The 20,475-nt window shown below is 32.5% G+C and carries 18 protein-coding genes and 1 pseudogene; 11 read left to right on the top strand and 8 right to left on the bottom strand.

Annotation, left to right across the window (positions count from 1 at the left end):
• Positions 1-166 precede the first annotated feature (166 nt).
• Positions 167-2,170: a cytochrome-c peroxidase gene (locus ACFFGL_RS10510; RefSeq protein WP_309726246.1), complete on the bottom strand. Its 2,004-nt coding sequence runs from the start codon at positions 2,168-2,170 to the stop codon at positions 167-169.
• A gap of 230 nt (positions 2,171-2,400) precedes the next feature.
• Between ACFFGL_RS10510 and ACFFGL_RS10505 the strand changes: the two genes are divergently transcribed.
• The 4 genes and pseudogenes from ACFFGL_RS10505 to ACFFGL_RS10490 all read left to right on the top strand — a co-directional run bounded on the left by ACFFGL_RS10505 (position 2,401) and on the right by ACFFGL_RS10490 (position 4,733).
• A complete protein-coding gene (locus tag ACFFGL_RS10505) occupies positions 2,401-2,814 on the top strand; it encodes a response regulator (RefSeq protein ID WP_309727147.1) in 414 nt (137 codons plus the stop codon).
• A 110-nt stretch (positions 2,815-2,924) separates the two neighbouring features.
• Positions 2,925-3,224, top strand: a pseudogene (locus ACFFGL_RS10500) (ATP-binding protein); the annotation flags it as partial.
• A 6-nt stretch (positions 3,225-3,230) separates the two neighbouring features.
• Positions 3,231-3,551: an Hpt domain-containing protein gene (locus ACFFGL_RS10495; protein WP_309726248.1), complete on the top strand. Its 321-nt coding sequence runs from the start codon at positions 3,231-3,233 to the stop codon at positions 3,549-3,551.
• A 339-nt stretch (positions 3,552-3,890) separates the two neighbouring features.
• Entirely contained in the window at positions 3,891-4,733 is an 843-nt protein-coding gene (locus tag ACFFGL_RS10490) for a universal stress protein (RefSeq protein WP_309726250.1), read from the top strand.
• A gap of 53 nt (positions 4,734-4,786) precedes the next feature.
• On the opposite strand, the gene ACFFGL_RS10485 is transcribed toward ACFFGL_RS10490, so the two are convergent.
• Entirely contained in the window at positions 4,787-5,137 is a 351-nt protein-coding gene (locus tag ACFFGL_RS10485) for a toxin-antitoxin system YwqK family antitoxin (RefSeq protein WP_309726252.1), read from the bottom strand.
• 215 nt (positions 5,138-5,352) lie between these two features.
• On the opposite strand from ACFFGL_RS10485, the gene aspS reads away from it, so the two are divergent.
• The 6 genes from aspS (at position 5,353) to ACFFGL_RS10455 (ending at position 12,959) form a co-directional block, all read left to right on the top strand.
• Complete coding sequence (gene aspS / locus ACFFGL_RS10480) at positions 5,353-7,098, top strand: aspartate--tRNA ligase (protein WP_309726254.1); 1,746 nt, start codon at positions 5,353-5,355, stop codon at positions 7,096-7,098.
• A 63-nt stretch (positions 7,099-7,161) separates the two neighbouring features.
• On the top strand, positions 7,162-8,934 hold the full coding sequence (locus ACFFGL_RS10475; RefSeq protein ID WP_309726255.1) for a chloride channel protein: 1,773 nt from the start codon (positions 7,162-7,164) through the stop codon (positions 8,932-8,934).
• A 13-nt stretch (positions 8,935-8,947) separates the two neighbouring features.
• Positions 8,948-9,193 (top strand): hypothetical protein, encoded by a 246-nt coding sequence (locus ACFFGL_RS10470; protein ID WP_309726257.1) that lies wholly within the window; start codon positions 8,948-8,950, stop codon positions 9,191-9,193.
• A gap of 106 nt (positions 9,194-9,299) precedes the next feature.
• Positions 9,300-9,494 carry a cold-shock protein gene (locus ACFFGL_RS10465; RefSeq protein ID WP_309726259.1) on the top strand — a complete coding sequence of 65 codons (195 nt, stop codon included), beginning with the start codon at positions 9,300-9,302 and terminating at the stop codon, positions 9,492-9,494.
• A 337-nt stretch (positions 9,495-9,831) separates the two neighbouring features.
• On the top strand, positions 9,832-12,156 hold the full coding sequence (locus ACFFGL_RS10460; RefSeq protein ID WP_309726261.1) for a M20/M25/M40 family metallo-hydrolase: 2,325 nt from the start codon (positions 9,832-9,834) through the stop codon (positions 12,154-12,156).
• Positions 12,153-12,959, top strand: coding sequence for an NAD(P)-binding domain-containing protein (locus tag ACFFGL_RS10455; RefSeq protein ID WP_309726262.1), 807 nt, complete (start codon positions 12,153-12,155; stop codon positions 12,957-12,959). Before ACFFGL_RS10460 ends, ACFFGL_RS10455 begins: the two co-directional genes overlap by 4 nt.
• Before the next feature lie 259 nt (positions 12,960-13,218).
• Here the strand turns inward: ACFFGL_RS10455 and ACFFGL_RS10450 are convergent, their stop codons facing one another.
• From ACFFGL_RS10450 to ACFFGL_RS10440, 3 genes are all read right to left on the bottom strand, one after another.
• Entirely contained in the window at positions 13,219-15,288 is a 2,070-nt protein-coding gene (locus ACFFGL_RS10450) for a M13 family metallopeptidase (protein ID WP_309726264.1), read from the bottom strand.
• A 64-nt stretch (positions 15,289-15,352) separates the two neighbouring features.
• Complete coding sequence (locus ACFFGL_RS10445; RefSeq protein WP_309726266.1) at positions 15,353-15,835, bottom strand: nuclear transport factor 2 family protein; 483 nt, start codon at positions 15,833-15,835, stop codon at positions 15,353-15,355.
• 1 nt (position 15,836) lies between these two features.
• Positions 15,837-16,457: a hypothetical protein gene (locus ACFFGL_RS10440; protein WP_309726268.1), complete on the bottom strand. Its 621-nt coding sequence runs from the start codon at positions 16,455-16,457 to the stop codon at positions 15,837-15,839.
• A 134-nt stretch (positions 16,458-16,591) separates the two neighbouring features.
• Here ACFFGL_RS10440 and ACFFGL_RS10435 point away from each other — a divergent pair, with 134 nt between their 5' ends.
• Complete coding sequence (locus ACFFGL_RS10435) at positions 16,592-17,542, top strand: NAD-dependent epimerase/dehydratase family protein (protein ID WP_309726270.1); 951 nt, start codon at positions 16,592-16,594, stop codon at positions 17,540-17,542.
• Between the two features lie 156 nt (positions 17,543-17,698).
• On the opposite strand, the gene ACFFGL_RS10430 is transcribed toward ACFFGL_RS10435, so the two are convergent.
• The 3 genes from ACFFGL_RS10430 to ACFFGL_RS10420 are packed head-to-tail and all read right to left on the bottom strand — an operon-like array spanning position 17,699 to position 20,400.
• Positions 17,699-18,073, bottom strand: coding sequence for a response regulator (locus ACFFGL_RS10430; protein WP_309726272.1), 375 nt, complete (start codon positions 18,071-18,073; stop codon positions 17,699-17,701).
• 7 nt (positions 18,074-18,080) lie between these two features.
• Positions 18,081-20,105, bottom strand: coding sequence for a PAS domain S-box protein (locus tag ACFFGL_RS10425; protein WP_309726274.1), 2,025 nt, complete (start codon positions 20,103-20,105; stop codon positions 18,081-18,083).
• Positions 20,065-20,400 carry a hypothetical protein gene (locus tag ACFFGL_RS10420; RefSeq protein WP_309726276.1) on the bottom strand — a complete coding sequence of 112 codons (336 nt, stop codon included), beginning with the start codon at positions 20,398-20,400 and terminating at the stop codon, positions 20,065-20,067. Before ACFFGL_RS10420 ends, ACFFGL_RS10425 begins: the two co-directional genes overlap by 41 nt.
• Positions 20,401-20,475: the final 75 nt, after the last annotated feature.

The following is a 20,475-nucleotide window of genomic DNA, read 5'->3' as shown; positions in this document are numbered from 1 at the left end:
AATGTTAGCTCCTATTTTAGAGCACCTTTCCTGCATAACAAAAAAACTTTTTAAAGCTCATTTTTCAGAAATATTCCTAACAAATTTTAAGAAATCACTAGAAAATAAAGCAAAATCAAGATTTGAATGAGAATTATTTAATTAACAATTCACTAACAATCACAAATTAAAAGGAATTATTTTTTCCTATATTATCGGTGAGTGACTTCATAAAAGAAATTAGCGCTTCTTTTTCTTCTTCGGTTAAATTTAAAGCTGAGGGTGAGAGTGTTTGCTGCGGAAGTTCATAAGAAAGACCAATTCCTGCAGCGCCGCCTTTATCATAAAAATCGATTACTTGTTCTAGATTTTCATAAGCGCCATTATGAAAATAAGGCGCGGTTAAAGCTACATTTCTTACACTTGACGTTTTAAACGAGTGTTTATAAATTTCTTGGGCTTCGGGATAAATTCCGTTATTGAATCTTCCTAAATCATCATCGATTTTATAGGTGTTCGGTTGTTCTAAAACACCTAGAACTTCGCTTTCATTTTCTTGGTAAAGCGGCGGAACCAATCCGCTAAAAGTTGGCGGAAAATGACAAGTTGCGCAATTGGCTTTTCCCATAAAGAGATTAAACCCTTTTTTTACTTCAGCATTTATTTCGGCAACTTCGTTACGCATATATTTATCGAATTCGCTATTAAAAGATCGTAAGGATAAAACGTAAGAAGATAATGCTTTTGCAAATGAATAACGGGTAATTTTTTCTTGCTGAAAAGTATTTTTAAAAGTGTTTTCATATTCTTTATTAATATTCAATTTTTCGATAATTTCTGAAAAACTGGTATCAAATTCTAAGTGACTTTCAATAACATGTTCTGCTTGTTCTTCTAAATCTCGTGCGCGCAAATCATAAAAATAACGATCGGCAAAAACTGCATTAATTAAACTGGGCGAATTTCTTAACACGGTTTTTCCTTTTGCGCTGGCTAAAGATTTTGCTTTTCCGTCGGTAAAAGCTAATTCTGGTTGGTGACAACTTGCGCAACTTATCTTGCCTGAATTACTTAAAATTTTATCGAAAAATAGTTTTTCACCAAGGTTTTGTAAATCTTTAGAATCTTCGTTTTCTTTTAATAAACTATAATAGTAGGGATTTAAAAAATCTTCAGAAAAAATAGAAACGCTAGAAGAATTCCAAGAGGCTTTTTTACCATAAACCGCGGCGGTAGAACGCAAATTTAATTCGATTTGAATTGACATAAATTCAGCATATAACGGATCGATATATTTTTTAATAAACGTTAATCTATCGAATGTAGAAAATTCATGATCATCTTCTAAAAATTGAATGCTTTCTTCTAATTTTCTACGAATATTTTTTGATTTTTTTGGCGGTAATTTTTCTAAAAAGGGATTCAGAAAAAATTGAATTCCGTTGAGTGCAAATTTACTTTCCTCAACTCCGGATAATGAACCCGGCGTGTCGAAACCGGTAATTCCTAAACTTGTAATTTGTATTAATTCTAGGCGTAAGGCTTCAAAAATTTCGAAATCATAAAAATACGTTCTGCTTGAAATTGCTTTTTTTACGGGCTGAAAATATTCTTGCAAATGTTGAGCTAACTGCAAAATTTCTTCTTTCTTGTTAGTTGCTTCTTCAGAAAAAAGAAGTTCATCTAACACTTGAAGCCCTTTAGGATTTATCACTTTTGGTTCGCCTTTATAATGCTCAGTATCTAATAAATCTAGCGGAAGACTTTTTTTATATTCGGTGGCATTCATTACATAATAGCCTTTTTCTTTGTATTTTTCATCTACAGGAAAAGGATCTAAATGCCGTAAAGGAGCGCCGTTTAAGTAAGCTTTTACGTGTTCGGGATAATAAAAAGTAAGAATAGCTTCTATTTTTTTATAAGAAATTCTGGTTTGATGAAGTTGATTTTTTACTGCGTTTAACGAAGCGGAAGCATTTTTATATTTTTCTGAAATTAGAACGAGTTCATCAATTTCTGTAGAAAGTTCATCAACTTTTTTTTCAATTAAAATTTTAAAATTTTCAGTCTCTATTGGTAATTCTTTATAAGTAGAATCATTATTTTTAGCGTTTAGAAAAGCAAGAATAAAAAATAGACTAAGTGAAAATATAAACGTAAAAAATAATTTATTTGATGTTTTTTTTACCATTTCTGAAAATTCTAAATCTTGCGAATGTAATTATTCAACATTACTGCCATATAATTTAAAGATTAAGAAAAAGTCAAGTTAATTTTCAGCAATAGAAAATATTTGAATATATTATTAACGGTTTAACTTTGTCTTCTAAACATTGGTCGACACAAATAAGTATTCTACCGAATTTATAAATACATTTTAAAAATTAATTACAATTTTATATGATAAAGGTAGAAGAAGCTATGAAAAATAAACTGAAAATATTACTTATTGAGGATGATATGATTGAGATTATGAAACTCAATCGCACCATTACTTCTTCACAAATGCCTCACGAAATTATTGAAGCAAAAAATGGTGAAGATGCCTTAAACCTCCTGAAAAATAATAAACCTTTACCCGATATTATCTTACTGGATTTAAATATGCCAAAAATGAACGGCATAGAGTTTCTAAAGATTTTAAAAGAAGATGCTATTCTAAAATATTTACCCACTATTGTGCTAACAACTTCCGCTAATCAAAAAGATATTTTAGCGTGTTATGAAATTGGCATAGCTGGTTATATTATTAAGCCTTTAAAATATGAAGATTACGTAACTAAACTAAAAGCGCTATTGGAATATTGGAGTTTAAACGAACTAATTAAAGGCTAAAAAATAGAGAAATTAGACATTGGTTGATAAGTACCGCTCCAAACTTTAATTGAAAAGGAAATAAAATAGGCTCTAATCGATTATTCAACAACTAAAACGCACTATATTTTTCTGTAAAAAACAACGGCATTGGTATTGCAAAAGAACATTTTGAAAAAATAGTTAGTTCCTTACGAAAGCATGAAAAATCTACAGGAATAGGATTTATCATTGTTCAAAAAGTAGTGCAACTGTATAATAGCAAGGTTTGGTTAGAAATTAAAGAAGGTATAGGGACGACTTTTTTCTTCAATATCAAAAAAATAAATAAAGCATTAATTTTTTTAATAGCTAAAGAAGTAGTAAATTTTATACACGAAAGATTTTTTAAAAACGATTCGTATAGAAATTTTCAAAATTCACTTCGCTAAAAAGCTATGAAAGAACAACCAAATCTATCTTCAATAAAAGAACTATCTGGTGGAGATACAGATTTTGAAAGTTTACTCATCAATATTATAAAAAAAGAACTGCCAGAAGAAATAGAAACCTACCACAACAACCTATCTTCTAAAAATTATCAACTAGCAGCAGATAATGTTCATAAACTTAAACATAAGATTAGTGCGCTAGGCTTAGAAGCAAGTTATTACCTTGCAACTGACTACGAAAATGAGTTGAGAGAAAACAATCTTTCAAAAAAATATGATTTCGAAGAAGTTTTGGAAGCGATGACAAACTTTGTAAATAAACTATGACTGTGTATTACCGCTGTTTTTTTTATTTAAAAAAAAATAAAATATTAAATCGACGAAAGTAAATTTTACAATTCACCGAACTTAACTTTCCAATCATCGATAGCTCTCTGCGAGTAATCTAATTAAATAAATCTCAACGCTAAAACATTCTATATTTGATATACCTAAGTGGTAGTAAAACGTAAAAGTTTACTCTACCCGAACTTTACCCCAATTCGAAAGTCGGTTTGCTTTATGCAGACCGGCTTTTTAATTTTCCATAACAGGATAATTTTATTTTTTTCGGAAATTAGTTTTAAATGCTTTACTTTTAATAGGAATTAAAATTGATTTTTGAAGATGAAAAAAATTCTGCTTCCAACCGATTTTTCTGATAATGCATTCAACGCAATTGAATACGCTTTGCAACTTTTTGAAAAAGAAGAATGCACTTTTTATTTGCTAAATGTTTATACACCTATAGTTTATGATACGGAATATATTGGCTATTCTTCCATAAATCCCGGATTAGATGAAATTTATAAGAATAATTCTGCCGTAGGTTTACAAAAATTAGAGAAAAAAATTAAGCAAACATTCAGCAATAAGTTGCACCATTTCAAACAAATTTCATCTTTTAATCTTTTAACTGATGAAATTAATGAGCAAGTTGAAAATGAGCATATCGATTTAATTATAATGGGAACGCAAGGCGCTACAGGAGCCAAAGAAGTGTTATTCGGTTCTACAACGATACGTGTTATTCATCGTGCAAAAATTCCAGTGTTAGCCATTCCGTCAGATTATGTTTTTAAAGGAATTCAAGAAATTTTATTTCCAACCGATTATGAAATCGATTATAATACTTCTCAGCTTCGGTGGCTAAATTATCTTTCTACAAAAGAAAATTCAGCTTTACATGTAATTCACGCTTCAGAAAAAGACTTTTTATCTTCTGAACAAAAGAAAAAGAAAGCACAATTAGAAGAGAAATTAGAAAGTAAGAATCATAAATTTAAAATCGTAGAAGGAAATAATATTCCAAAACTTATTTATGAATACGAGAAAAAAAACGCTATCGATTTATTAGCAATGGTAAATAACAAACATTCTTTTTTCGAAAATTTATTTTTCAAACAAGTAATCGATGAAATTGGTTTTCACACCAAAGTTCCTTTTTTGGTAATCCCTTCACAATCCTAAAATAAAAAAGCACCGAAAATTCGGTGCTTTTTCATATTAACTATAAATTTCAATTATTCATTGCTCACTACCACATTAGAGTTTTTCCAAGTAGTAACTTCAGCAATACTATTGCTAGAGTAATCAACCTCGGTTAATTGATCTTCTTTCCAGAAAAACCATTTTCCGGTTTTCTCTCCATTATTATATTCACCAAGGGCAACTTTTTTTCCTTCTTTATTATACATAACCCACTGACCATCAAGTTTTCCGTTTTTATACGTTCCTTCTTGTTGAATTGTTCCGTTATCATGAAAGAAAGTTCCTTTAACTACATCTCCATTCTGTTCAAATTTCGGCTCTACTTCTTGCGCAAATAGTGCTCCAGTGCACACAAATGCTGCTATCATCAATATCTTTTTCATAACTCTTTTTTAATGTTTACCTAACAAATATACAATTTATTTTACATTAAATCAATATTTACGTAACATTAACTTAACATTAGAAGTTTAAATTTCTAACTTCAAGTTATTTAGGAAGATAAAAAAATCTAAAAACAGCCTCAATTTTATTCCAATAATAATAGTCCAAAATATGATAACTTCTTACTTTTGCATTCAAATTTCAAGAAAATAGCATGTATAGAAGTCACACAAACGGAGAATTAAGAATAAATCATTCCGAACAAGAAGTTACACTTTCAGGTTGGGTACAAAAAATACGCGATAAAGGATTCATGATTTGGGTAGATCTACGCGATCGCTACGGAATTACGCAACTTATTTTCGATGAAGAGCGCACTCCCGCTGCTGTGATGGAACAAGCAAAAAATTTAGGTAGAGAATTTGTTATACAAATAAAAGGAAAAGTAATAGAGCGTGAATCTAAAAATACCAATATTCCAACTGGAGAAATTGAAATTTTAGTGAGCGATTTAACTGTGCTAAATGAAGCCAAACTTCCCCCTTTTACCATTGAAGATAAAACCGATGGCGGTGAAGATTTACGCATGAAATACCGCTATTTAGATATCCGAAGAAACCCGATTAAAGACAAATTAATTTTTCGCCACAAAGTAAGTATTGCGGTTAGAAACTACCTTTCTAATCAAGATTTTGTTGAAGTTGAAACTCCATATTTAATTAAATCTACACCGGAAGGCGCAAGAGATTTTGTGGTTCCCAGCAGAATGAATGAAGGGCAATTTTACGCACTTCCTCAGTCTCCACAAACATTTAAGCAATTACTCATGGTTGGCGGAATGGATAAATATTTTCAAATTGTAAAATGTTTCCGTGATGAAGATTTACGTGCCGACAGACAACCGGAATTTACGCAAATAGATTGTGAAATGGCTTTTGTAGAACAAGAAGATATTTTACAAACTTTCGAAGGTTTAACGCGACATTTGCTAAAAGAAATAAAAGGAGTTGAAGTTGAAGATTTCCCTCGAATGACTTATGACGAGGCGATGCGTTTATACGGAAATGATAAACCCGATATTCGCTTCGGAATGAAATTTGGCGAATTAAACGATTTCACCCAACACCGCGATTTTAAAGTTTTTAATGAAGCAGAATTAGTGGTAGGAATTGCCATTCCCGGTGGCGCAAGTTATAGCCGAAAAGAAATCGACAAATTAATCGATTGGGTTAAACGCCCACAAGTTGGTGCATTAGGAATGGTATACGCAAAATATAATGAAGATGGTACTTTTAAATCTTCCGTAGATAAATTTTACGAAGAAGAAGATCTAAAAAAATGGGCAGAAAAAACCGAGGCAAAACCTGGTGATTTAATTTGTATTTTAAGTGGCGAAACCCAAAAAGTACGTGCGCAATTAAGCGCGTTTAGAATGGAAATGGGCGCCCAATTAGGTTTACGAAAAGCAGATGAATTCGCTCCGCTTTGGGTAATCGATTTTCCCCTATTAGAATGGGACGAAGAAACGGAACGTTATCACGCAATGCACCATCCGTTCACTTCCCCTAAAAAAGAACAAATTCCGTTATTGGCGACCAATCCTAAAGAAGTTAAAGCCAATGCTTACGATTTGGTTTTAAACGGAAATGAAATTGGCGGTGGTTCAATTAGAATTCACGATAAAGAAACCCAAGCGAAAATGTTCGATTACTTAGGTTTTTCTAAAGAAGAAGCCGAAGCTCAATTTGGATTTTTAATGGATGCGTTTCAATATGGAGCGCCTCCACACGGCGGACTTGCTTTTGGGTTAGATCGATTGGTTGCAATTTTAGGCGGACAAGAAAGTATTCGAGATTTTATCGCCTTTCCAAAAAACAATGCTGGCCGCGACGTAATGATCGATGCGCCTGCGCCGATAGATGATGAACAGTTAAAAGAGCTTCATCTTAAATTAAATTAATAATCAAAAAATCCTGCTTAACCACAGGATTTTTTTAGCACTCTAAAGAATTGAGGTTAGAAAATGCTTAAGAAAAAAACACCTTTTACTCGTTTTTTAATCTGGAGATATAAACATATTTCCAATAAAAATTTCGTTTTTATCCTTAGTGTAATTGTAGGATTATTGGCCGGGTTAGCTTCAGTAATTCTTAAAAACATTACGCATTTTATAACCAAAGCTTTTGAAAAAGGAAGTATTCATTCTTACCATATTTACCTGTATTTTATTTTTCCTTTTATAGGTTTACTATTGGTTTTATTAGTTAAGAAATTTATTCTCAGGCGCGATGTTGGTCACGGAATCCCGATGGCGCTTTTTTCCATTTCTAAAAAAGAAGGTAAAATGGCGCGAAGAAATATGATTTCTTCTTTGCTCACTGCGCCGCTTACAGTAGGTTTTGGAGGTTCAGTTGGATTGGAAGGCCCATCGGTAGCCACGGGAGCATCGTTTGGAGCCAATATTGGGCAATTATTTCATATGAAAGCGCAAACAAGAAAATTACTGTTGGTTTGTGCCGCCGCAGGTTCACTTTCAGCAATTTTTAAAGCACCAATTGCTGCGATTCTTTTTGCGATTGAAGTTTTCAGTTTAGATTTAACGTTTGCTTCGCTTTTACCGCTATTGTTAGCATCAATTTCAGCAGTAGTCACACGAATGCTATTTATTGGAGAACAATATATTGTTGATTTTCATGACATTCAGAAATTCGACATTAAAAATATTTTATTTTATTCAATCTTAGGAATTATTACCGCTATTGTTTCGCTGTATTTTTCTAAAGTTTATTTTACTACAGAACATTATTTTAAACGAATAAAAAACGATTATTTAAAAATTACGATTGCAGGTTTTATAATTGGCGTACTTACATTTTTAGTTCCGCCGCTTTACGGAGAAGGTTTTACGTTTATGAACAACCTTATTTCTCAAAATTATACGACTGCTTTCGATGCGTTTTTATTTAAAGATTCCATCGGAAATCCTTGGGTGGTTATTTCTTTAATTATCGGCTTAATTTTATTAAAGCCCATTGCGACTTCTGTGACCTTAAGCGGTGGCGGCGTTGGTGGCGTTTTTGCTCCTGTCCTTTTTCTTGGCGCGGTAAGCGGAAGTTTTTTCGTGAATATTTGTCGCCAACTTGGTTTCGAACTTTCCAATAGTAATTTTACGCTAGTAGGAATGGCAGGTTTAATGGCAGGCGTTTTACAAGCTCCCTTAACCGCGATATTTTTAATTGCTGAAATTACCGGCGGTTACGCGTTATTTATTCCATTGATGATTACCGTAGCAATTTCCTTTTTAATTACTAAAGCACGCGTTGATTATAATATTTACACCAAAGAATTAAAAGAAAATAATGAGCTGATTACTCACGATAAAGATCACGCGGTTTTAACCTTACTGAAATTGGACCGAATTATAGAGCAAAACTTTATTTCGCTAAAACCTGAAATGTCTCTTAAGGAAATGTTGCATAATGCGGTCGCAAAATCAAAACGGAATCTTTTTCCCGTAATAAACGATGAAGAAGAATTGGTAGGCGTAATTACCTTAGATGATATTAGAGAAATTATGTTCGATACGACGTTACACGATTCGGTTTTGGTAGAATTTTTGATGCATGATGCACCAGACTATATTTATTACGGAAAAGATAATATGCAACAGGTGATGGCAAAATTTCAAAATACCAGTGCTTGGAATTTACCGGTTATTAAAAACGGAAAATATATCGGTTTTGTTTCAAAATCGAAAATGCTCACCGCATATCGCAGAAAATTAATAACTTACTAAGAATTAAATTATCATGGTAAAAAAAATATTAATCATATTACTCATTAGCATTGTTGCGGCAGTAGCGGTTGGTTTTTATTTCAGAATTTTTGAAGAAAACGAACCTACCGGAGATAAAATTATTGGTATTGCCGTGTTAGCCAGCTGTTTCATTATGATGCCTATTTTTTTATATCATCGTTGGAAAGGAAAAAAATTAAAAGATTACACGTTAAGCCCAGAAAATCTTAACAAAATGAAAGAAAAAGGAATTGATTAAATTCTTATTTTCAATAATTTGAATAAAAATTTACATTATTTTTACTTTCAGTTACATTTTTTAATTGTACGTTTGTGCTTTATTAATATTATTATTTTTTATTACAATGGAAGGTACAGTTAAATTTTTCAATGAATCAAAAGGTTATGGATTCATTACCAACGACGAAACAGGTCAAGACATCTTTGTTCACGTTACAGGATTAAATGGAGAACAAATCAATGAGGGAGATCACGTAGAGTACGTTGAATCTGAAGGAAGAAAAGGAATGACTGCGACAGAAGTTCGCTTAGTTCAATAATATATAATTATTATTTAATTTTCTGAGCACCACAAACGTGGTGCTTTTTTCATGCCTAAAACTTTCTTCTTTACTTTTTTTAATTTTTAGTATCTTTAGTTATGCGAGATCATAGGTTAAAAAAGGTGAAGAATTCAAAAGAAAGTAGATGTAAAAAATTCAGCAGTATTTTTTTTAGGAATATTTTGCTACTCAACTTTCCTAACTATAAATCTTTAAGAAGCTATTGCTTTCAATATCTTCCTTCTTTTTATAATTTAAAAACTTCCCACGTAAAGTTTTCTACTCAACTATTAACTTTAGACTTCACTAGATTTTCTACAATTAATCTTTAACTATGCGGAATTTCATCATTAAAAGTGGCGTTTTAGCAGCAATTGCTCTACTTGTTTACATAAGTTTTAATAGCATTATGCCACAAGTAAATAATTATCAAGAAAGTTTACCTTCGGGTTTTTCGATGGAAAAGGCTTTTTTGCATGTTCAAAATATTAGTCAGAAACCCCATTCCGTAGGAACCGCAGAACATAGTAAAGTCAGAAATTATATCGTAAAAGAATTACAAGAATTAGGCTTACAAGTACAAACACAAAAAGGATATCATTTAAGTAAAGAAGGAACATTTACTGCTCCAGAAAATATTATTACAAAAATTGAAGGCAGCAAACCGAAACCTAAAAGTGATTTACTAATTCTTACGCATTACGACAGCGCAGTTCATTCTTCTCCCGGCGCAAGCGATGCCGCTTCTGGCGTTGCCACTATTTTAGAAAGTTTACGCGTATTTCTGGGAAATAATACTTCGCACAAAAACAATATTATTATTTGCTTTACCGATGCGGAAGAAATTGGTTTAAATGGCGCCGGCCTTTTTGTAGCTGAACATCCTTGGGCAGAAAATATTGGCTTGGTCTTAAATTTTGAAGCCAGAGGAAGCGGCGGACCTTCAAACACCATTTTAGAAACAAATTCGGGGAACACCAAATTAATTAAAGCTTTCGCTGAAGCAAATCCGCGTTTTCCCAATGCGACTTCGTTAATGTATAGCGTTTATAAAAAACTTCCTAACGACACCGATGCGACAGTTTTTAGAGAAGAAAAAGATATTCCGAGTTTCTTTTTTGCATTTATAGACGATCATTTTGATTATCACACCGCGAACGATACGCCCGAAAATTTAGATGCAAATTCACTTGCGCATCAAGCCACTTATTTAACAGCGCTTTTGCCTTATTTTGGTAATAAACATTTAACTACTTTAGCTTCAGTAGAAGAAAGTGTTTATTTTAATTTTCCGCTTTTAGATTTAGTGCATTATCCGTTTTCGTGGATTTTTCCGATGCTAATTTTAGCCTGGATTTTCTTTATTGGGTTAATTATTTATGGATTTAGAAAGCGGAGATTAACTTTAAAAGATAGTTTAAAAAGCTTTTTACCTTTTCTCGGTTCACTAATTATTAGTGGAATTATTGCTTTTTTCAGCTGGAGTATTCTTAAAAATTTATATCCTGAATATCAAGAAAATTTAAATGGATTCACTTATAACGGGCATTTTTATATTGGGACTTTTGTCTTTTTAAGTCTGGCGATCACGTTTCTTTTCTACGGAAAAAAAGTTGAAAAAGAACGCCTTCCTAATTTACTAATCGCGCCATTATTCATTTGGTTATTAATCAACACCGGAATTGCGATTGCTTTAAAAGGTGCGGCTTATTTCATTATTCCTTTATTTTTTATAATGATCGGGTTTTTCTTGATGATTAAAAAAGTGAACGCCTGGTTTGGTATTCAACTGATTTTTGCCATTCCTGCAATTTTTATTTTTTCACCGCTCATACAATTTTTTCCGGTCGGTTTAGGTTTAAAAATGCTGGTTATTTCCGCAGTTTTTACGGTTTTACTAGTAGGTTTATTACTTCCGATTTTTGCTTTTTATAAACGTAAATATTTGCTCTCGATTTTTTGCTTCCTTTTTAGTGGCTTATTTTTTATACTCGCGCATACAAACGCAAGTTTTTCTGAAGAAAACCCAAAACCTAATAGTTTGCTTTATGTGCTTGATGTTGATAAGCAAACCGCTACTTGGAATACTTACGATCATCAATTAGATGAATGGACAAAAGAATTTATTTCAGCTGAAGATTCAACCTCAACAAAAGCTATTTTTCATAGTAAATACGGAAATCAATTTACTTATTCAGCTAAAGCGCCAGTAGAAGCGATTCCTGCGGCAGATTATTTTGTGGAATTAGATTCTACAGTGGTGGAAAAAAACCGCTTTACGATAAAAATTCTTCCGTTAAGAACTATCAACAGATTGGAAATTTTTGCAGATAAAAATTATAATTTTTCTAATCTTTCAGTAAACGGAAAAACCCCGCTTCCTTTAGATAAAGAAAAGCAACATTATTTTTACGAAAACAGAACGAATAATAAATTGTTGACGTATTACGCTGTAGATCGCGATACGCTTCGCTTAAGTTTTTTTGTTGATAAAAACACTTTTCCGGTATTGAAAATTTACGAAGCGAGTAATAATCTTTTGGAAAATGAATGGATAGATATTCCTAAACGATCGAAAGCGATGATGCCAAAACCTTTTGTATTGAACGACGCGATTATCACCAAACAAACAATCGATACCAAAAAAGAATTAAAATGAAAACTATTGGCATTTTAGGATGCGGTTGGTTAGGATTTCCCTTAGCCAAAAAATTAATCGCAGAAGGTTATAATGTAAATGGAAGTACAACTTCTGCTGAAAAAATTACTGATTTAGCTGAAGAAAAAATAAACCCATTTTTAATAAAACTTACTGAAGAAAAAGTTGAAGGGAAAATTGAAGAATTCCTTGAAAATGTAGCAATATTAATCATTGATATTCCACCGGGTTTACGAAAAAATCCTGAGGAGAATTTTGAGCAAAAAATTAAAAATTTATTTCCTTATTTGGAAAGATCATCGCTTGAAAAAATGTTTTTTGTAAGCTCGACTTCTGTTTTTCAGGATGAATTTCCTTTTCCTGCCTATACAGAAAAAAGCAAACCAAACGGAACCACAGAAAATGCGAAACAACTTATCGCCACTGAAAACCTATTTCAGAAAAGTGCGGTTTTTTCTTCAACCATAATTCGATTTGGCGGATTGATTGGTGAAAATAGACATCCGGTTCATTTTTTAGCAGGTAGAACTTCTTTAAAAAATCCAAAAGCGCCGATAAATCTTATTCATCAAAAGGATTGTATTTCGCTTATTTTTCAATTAATTCAGCAACAAAATTTACCGAAAATTGTTCACGGCGTTTTTCCTTTCCATCCTTCAAAAAAAGAATATTATCAACAAAAAGCTACCGAATACAAATTAGAAATACCTCAATTTCTAAACGATTCTTCTTCAAAAGGGAAAATTATTTCCAGCGAAAAAACACGTGAATTATTGAAGTTTAATTTTTCAATTCAGCCTTGAAGTTAAGCGTAAGTTTGTTTGTGAATTCATTAGACTTTTTTGATTCTTAGATTTTAAAATCTTACAATATTTTTCTATCAACCTGAACTTGATTAACTCCGTTGAATCTTCGATTTCAGGGTCTCATCACTACTTATTAATAATTAAATGAGATTCTGAGATAAATTCAGAATAACTTTTTTTTATCTTCTTAAAAAGTTTCGACATAAAAAAAGCTGCCTTAAAAAAGACAGCTTTTATAAAAATAAGTTTACATATTTTACCAAATAGACACACGATCTTTTGGTGCAACATACATAGAATCTCCTTCCTTAATGTCGAATGCTTCATAAAACGCATCGATATTTTGTAATGGAACATATGCTCTAATCATTCCCGGAGAATGTGGATCTGTTTTTATTTTAGAACGCAAAGCTTCATCTCTCATTTTGGTTCTCCAAACGGTTGCCCAAGACATAAAGAAACGTTGTTCTGGAGTGAAACCGTCGATGTTTTCTGGTCTTCCGTGTTCTTTGTAATATTTTTGCAATCCGTCGTAAGCGGCTAAAACACCACCTAAATCGCCAATATTTTCACCTAAGGTAAATTTACCGTTAATATAAACGCTATCTAAAACCTCAACATCGCTGTATTGTTCAGCAAGTTTATCTCCACGTTCGGTGAATTTTTCAAGATCTTCTTCGGTCCACCAATTGTTTAAGTTTCCATCAGCATCAAAACGCGCTCCGCTATCATCAAAAGCGTGTGAAATTTCGTGACCGATCACCGCTCCAATTCCGCCGTAATTTACAGCTGCGTCAGCTTTATAATTGTAAAATGGTGGTTGAAGAATTGCCGCAGGAAATACAATTTCATTGTTAAACGGATTGAAATACGCATTTACGGTTTGTGGCGACATTCCCCATTCTTTTTTATCTACCGGCTCGTTAATTTTAGAAAGGTTATCGCGATAACTCCATTCTGAAACGGCTACCATATTATCGTAATAGCTTTTATCGTTACTTACCGCAAGTTCTGAATAATCTTCCCATTCGTCTGGATAACCGATTTTAACGGTGAATTTATCTAATTTTTCAATCGCTTTTTGCTTGGTAGTGTCGCTCATCCATTCTAGTTTTTCAATTCTATCTTGGTAAGCTTCAATAATATTCGCGATCATTTCTTCTGCTTTTTGCTTTGCTTCTGCCGGAAATTTTTCGTCTACATATAATTTTCCTAAAGCTTCGCCTACGCTTCCGTTCACAGTTGAAAGTGCGCGTTCTTTTGCTGGAAGTTGCTTTTTAGCGCCGTTTAAAGTTTTGCTGTAAAAATCCCAATTGGCTTTTTCAATTTCAGTAGTTAATTCGCCTGCGGAATTATTTAAGGTTGACCAACGCATCACGGTTTTCCAATCTTGTACGTTTCCTTCAGCAAATACTTTTTGCAACTCTTTCATATATTTTGGCTGCATTACTAAAACGGTGTCTAATTTTTTATCGACACCTAATTGATTAATCCATTGTTTCCAATCGATAGCAGGAACCATTTTTTGTAATTCTTCTAAAGAACGAGGATTATTGAAATTTCTAAAATCTCTACTCGCAACTTTATCTAAACGTGGTTCTGCCAAGCGTGTTTCTAAAGCTAAAATAGTTTTGGCTTGTTTCTTCGCTTCTGCTTCACTATCACCCAGAAATTGTAACATTCTTGTGATATGATCTACATATTGCTGTCTGATTTTTTCAGATTCTGCATCATCTTTGGTGTAATAATCACGATCTGGAAGTCCTAAACCACCAGGTGTAATGTAAGCGGAATTCATATCACTATTGGTAGGATTTGAAAACGCGGCTAACCCAAAAAACGGATCTGAAATAGTAGCTGGATTTTTGGCGATTACTTCTTGTAAATCTTTTACGTTTTTGATGTTGTTAATTTTTTCTAACGCTGGCTGTAAAGGTTTAATTCCCGCTTCGTTTCTAGCCATCGTGTCTAATTCGGCTTCAAATAGATAAATAGCTTTCGCTTGATCTGTATTTTTATCATATTTTCCGCTTTGTTTAGCCTTGTCGATGATCGTTAATACATCATCATCTGTGCTTTTTCTCAACACCTGAAAACCTCCCCAAGACGTTCTGTCTTCAGGAATTTCGGTTTGTTTCATCCAATTACCGTTTACGTAATTGTAAAAGTCATTTTTTGGACTTACCGTGGTATCCATATATTCAATATCGATTCCCGGCGTGCGTTCTTCTTCGGCTTTTGCCATTTCCTTTTTATCATCTTTACAGGCTACCAACGCAAGGGAAGCAGCTGCAAAGAATACGGTTTGTTTAAAATTAATTTTCATACTAAAATTTATAATTGATGTTTATTGGTTATTTATTTCTATAGTTTGTTACACTTTTATCGTGTTATTTTGAGTTTTGCTGAATAAATTTCTCTTCGAAATTCTTTTTTAGATTGGTGACAGCTTCAACATTTTCATTAGGAATACTAATGGAAAGTACATAATGAGCGATCATCCAATTACCATTGACTAATTTTAAAATGCCTGAACCTCGACATAAGCCCATTTGGGTTTGCAAAAGTTCATCGAACCACACGATTTTAGCATTTTTTGAGTTATAGATATTTCTATCGATTGCTGTAAAACTCCACGCTTTTCCTTTATCAAAATAAGGTTTTGAAAAATTTTTGAAAGCCTCTATGCTCCAATATTCCGTCGGGTCGGTTCCTATAAAAATCGCATCTTTTGTAAAGTAAGAAAAATATTCTTCGAAATTTGCTTCCGCAGCGGCATTGTGCCAATTTTCAAGTCTTTCTTCAATTTCTTTCTCTTGCGCTTGAAAAGTGATTGAACTTAAAAAGAGTAAAAAAAATAATACTTTTTTCATGCTATTGTGTGCTTACTGGAGTTTTTGTTGAATTTTCAGAAGTACTATTTGAAGGATTTTCGGTTGAATCTACTTGAATAGCTTGCTCAAATTCAGATTCTATTTCTTCTAAAGTTTCTATGTAAACTTCATTTAATTGAATTTTTAAATCCCCAAAAGCTTTGTGTAAATCGTTTACCAAGGTATCGATCGTTTTCGTTTTTATTCTTGGATTTTCAACTTTTTGACGTAAGACTTCTGCTTTGGTTAGTAATACATTTATACGAACTCTCACCGGTTTTACATCAAAATTTCCAGGAATTGAAGCTTTTAAATTTACTACCGATTCAACTAAATTATTGCTGTTATTAATAACTTCTTGAAAGGTTACGTTATCAAAATTTTCAATTTCGTTTTTTAACGTCAAGTAAGCGCTCCAATTGTTTGTAGCTTCTTTAGCAGCGGGCAGAAGTGTTATTTTTCGGTCTTTATCTATAGTAATAATTTGAGAAAGTGCCTCTGCATTTTGCTCTTGATAAGACTTTTCTTTAACCTCAGTAGTTTCCTTTTCTTTACATGATAACATCATCATAAATCCGCAAACTAAAAATATACTGTATTTCAATAAATTAGGTTTCTTCATGACAGAAAAATAAGGGGAAATATACGATAAATCAATTATTTTTTACCGGAAATTTGATTTTGTTATGATCTATAAAAATTGTTCTTTTGAACCTTGTTTTAGTAGGCATTACAAATTTAGAAAATTTAAAGACTATGGCATTAAAAACCTTGATAATTGGCGCATGTGGCCAAATTGGAACCGAATTAACCTTAAAGCTGCGTGAAAAATATGGAGAAGACAACGTAATTGCCGTAGATATTCGCGAAGGTAATGAAGAACTTATGCAATCTGGCCCTTTTGAAATCGCCGATGCAACCGATTACAAAGCCATAGAAGATATTGTAATGCATTATGAGATTGACGAAGTTTACCTTATGGCTGCAATGTTAAGCGCAACAGCAGAAAAATTCCCAATGCGCGGTTGGCATTTAAATATGGATTCACTTTTTAATGTCTTAAACCTTGCAAAAGACAAGAAAATAAATAAAGTTTTTTGGCCTTCGAGCATTGCAGTTTTCGGGCCAAGTACTCCAAAAAACCAAACTCCGCAAACTACCGTGATGGAACCAACCACGGTTTACGGAATTAGCAAACAATCTGGCGAACGTTGGTGCGAATATTATCATAAAAAATTTGGTGTAGATGTTAGAAGTATTCGTTATCCTGGTTTAATAAGTTATAAAACCGCTCCAGGTGGCGGGACCACAGATTATGCGGTAGAGATTTTTCATGAAGCTTTAGCAGTAAAAAAATATACTTCTTTTTTAAGTGAAGAAACTGCTTTACCAATGATGTTTATGGATGACGCGATTAGAGCAACCATTCAACTAATGGAAACTCCTGCGGAAAATCTTAAAATTCGCTCTTCTTATAATTTAGGCGGAATTAGTTTTACCCCAAAACAACTTGCTGAAAGTATTAAAGAAGAAATTCCGGAATTCACTATTGATTATAACCCGGATTTTAGACAAGATATTGCTGAAACGTGGCCATCGAGTATCGATGACTCGCAGGCTAGAAAAGATTGGAATTGGAAACACGAATATAATCTTTCGAAAATGACAAAAGCAATGTTAGCGGGTTTACAAAAAAAATTAAACTAAAAAAAGCGCTGTTCTAAAAAAGACTTTGTTAATTTGAATTCATTCCGGTTAGCAAAGTCTTTTTTAATAAATATTGTGAATTTTTAAAATTGAAGATTAATGTGAAGTTAACTAAATTGAGAATTATATTTTTCAATCAATTTTAAACTACCACTTTTATACAGCTGTTGCCAAATCTTTAATTTTTTCCTTGGTAATTGGTTTGGTTAAATATCCTTGCACTATTTTAAATTGATTTGCTTTTTCTCGATCTGCTTTAGAAATGGAAGAAGTAGCAATATAAATTTTATGTTTTTGATCTCCAATTTGCTGCAATTTTTCATATTCCTGAATAAATTGCCAACCATCCATATTGGGCATATTCAAATCCAATAAAATAATTGTACAACAAATCCCTTTATTTTTGAAGGTGGTTATCGCTTCTAAACCGTCTTCAAATAAATTTACAATAAAATTTTTATCAACACTTTTAATGGTTTTTTTTACCAAAAACTGATAAATTTTGTCGTCATCGATTACACAGAATTCCATTTTTCGCTTATTTAAAATATAATGTAAAGGTGCTTCCTTTACCAACTTCACTTTCCACGCTTACTTTTCCGCCTAAAACTTCTAATTGACTTTTACTCATAAAAAGTCCCATTCCTCTAGAGTCGGGATGATCGGTAAAGGTTTTATACATTCCGAAGAGTTTTTCTCCATATTTTGAAAGGTCAATTCCAATCCCATTATCTTGTATACTTAACTTTTTCAACTCTTCTTCTATCTCGAAACGAATGGTTATTTCTGGAATTCTCTCTGGATGCCTATATCGAATTGCATTTGAAATAAAGTTAAGCAAAATACTTTCAAAATATGCAGGGTTAAAATTAATTTTTGCTTCTTCAGGAATTGCTAAGGTTATTTTTACTTTTTTTGATCGTATTTGGCTGCTTAAAACGCTTAACACACGATCAACATATTTTTTAACTAAAAGTGGTTCTGTAGAGATCGTGGTATTTTTCTGAATATTTACCACATCGTTTAGATCGTATAAAGTTTCGTCTAGCGATTTTGAGACTGAAGTTAGCATATTCAGCATTTCTTTTTGTTCTTCATCTACAGAAGTACTTCCTAATAAATTTAATAAAGCTTGGATATTGCTGGAATGCGACCGTAAATTGTGAGAGATAATATAAGAGAAATTTAGCAAACGTTTGTTTTGTTCAAGCACTAATTTGTAGGAATGGTTTAATTCTTTTTCTGCCCGTTTTTCTTTACTTACGTCTAATAAACTCCCTTTTAATTTGATTACTTTTCCTTTTTCATTGATTTCACTTTCTACGTGCGCTAAAATATAAATGATTCCTCCATTTGTATTATGAATTCTAACTTCATAAGGTTTTAAGGTATCACCTTCTAATAATCGTTTTGTATATCGCTTGTATTTTTTTAAATCTTTCGGATAGACATGCGACAACACCAAAGAAGATCCTAATTCTTGATCTTTTGAAACTCCAAAAATTTCATACATTCTAGCTGACCATGTAATTTCATCGGTTTCTACATTCCATTCCCAATAAGCAAGTTTAGAAACTCGAATTGCCATTTCCATTCTCGTTTTTAACTCTTTTAAATGTTGCCTGGTTTTTTTCTTTTCGGTAATATCTTCAACAATGGTAATGTAACTTAGTCCTTTTTTACTACTAAAAGGGGAATTGGTGAGCCTAACATAAATAGGCATTCCATCATTTCGTATCAGTTTAACTTCTACTTTTTGATGCTCAAGTAAATTTTTATCTAAAGCAGCATCGCCTTCAATAAACTCAAAGAAGTTTCTCTCTTTCAATTCTGAAGCGGTGAGCATTAATTTATCGCAAAAACGCTTATTTACCTCGATAAATTTTCCGTGATCTGCTGTTAAATGAACAATTCCCAAACCGGCTTGATCGAAAATGGCTTTAAATTTTAATTCTGAAGTAAGAAGTTTACCGGTTTGCACTTCTACTAATTGTTGAAGTTCGCCGGGTCGTTTAAAAACCAAAACTGTAATGGTTGCACAAACACAGGCGAGTAAAAATCCTAAAATTAAAACAGGTAAAGTGGCGTTAAAAGCTTCGTGTTCGTTTAAAGAACTTATATAAATATTCCAATCGCCATCTTCTATGGTTATTTTTTCAGTTTCAGCTAAGTTTATATCTTCAGCACCTTCTAAGAAAAACTCTTCTTTTCCTGAAACCGGATTCACTTTAGAAAGTTGAAATCGATAATTTTCTTCAAAATTACTTATTCCTGAATTCCTAATTAAGCGTTCTAGTTTTATAATAACTCCAGAAAAACCCCAAAATTCATTTTCAATAAAAACCGGCAACCTTCCTACAATTCCAACCCCGCCTTGTTTAAGCTGTAAAGGTCCTGCAAAATATATCTTATGTCTTTCTATGGCTTTTAAGGCCTCTTTACTTGTCGTTGCGGAATTTAAGACATCAAGATTTAAAGCTGCTTTGTTTTCTTCAAAAGGATAAACATATTTTATAACTCCATTAGGTACTAATTGAACGCCGAACGCCATCGATAACTTCATTAGATTCCATTATTTTTTGCGCGACCGTTTCAAATTTTTTTGGTTTTTTATCATCACCAATAGTTAGGGCGAGCGTTATGGTAGAAATATAACTGCTTTTAAGCGATTGCTCGATATTCTGCTGAACTATTTGTAAAGTTCTAATTTTCCCATCTTCCTCTTCTTCTTTAGCAAGGGAAAATTCTTTTTTCGCAATAATTGAACTTAAAATAAATACGAAAAAAAATACAATAAACCCTGAATAATAAGGATGGTGTACAAACCACGTAATTGGACCTTTAGTATTTTTTTTCATGCGTTGCTTAAAAGTGTTAATTTACTAAAAAAGTCCTAATTCAAGTTAACTCAATAAAAAATAGCCTGAATTTTC

It is taken from the genome of Mesonia maritima (genome assembly GCF_042433895.1).
In the GTDB taxonomy this organism is placed as follows: Bacteria; Bacteroidota; Bacteroidia; order Flavobacteriales; family Flavobacteriaceae; genus Mesonia; species Mesonia maritima.
The sequence above is the reverse complement of the archived record's forward strand: the minus strand, read 5'-3'. Positions and strand labels throughout refer to the sequence as shown.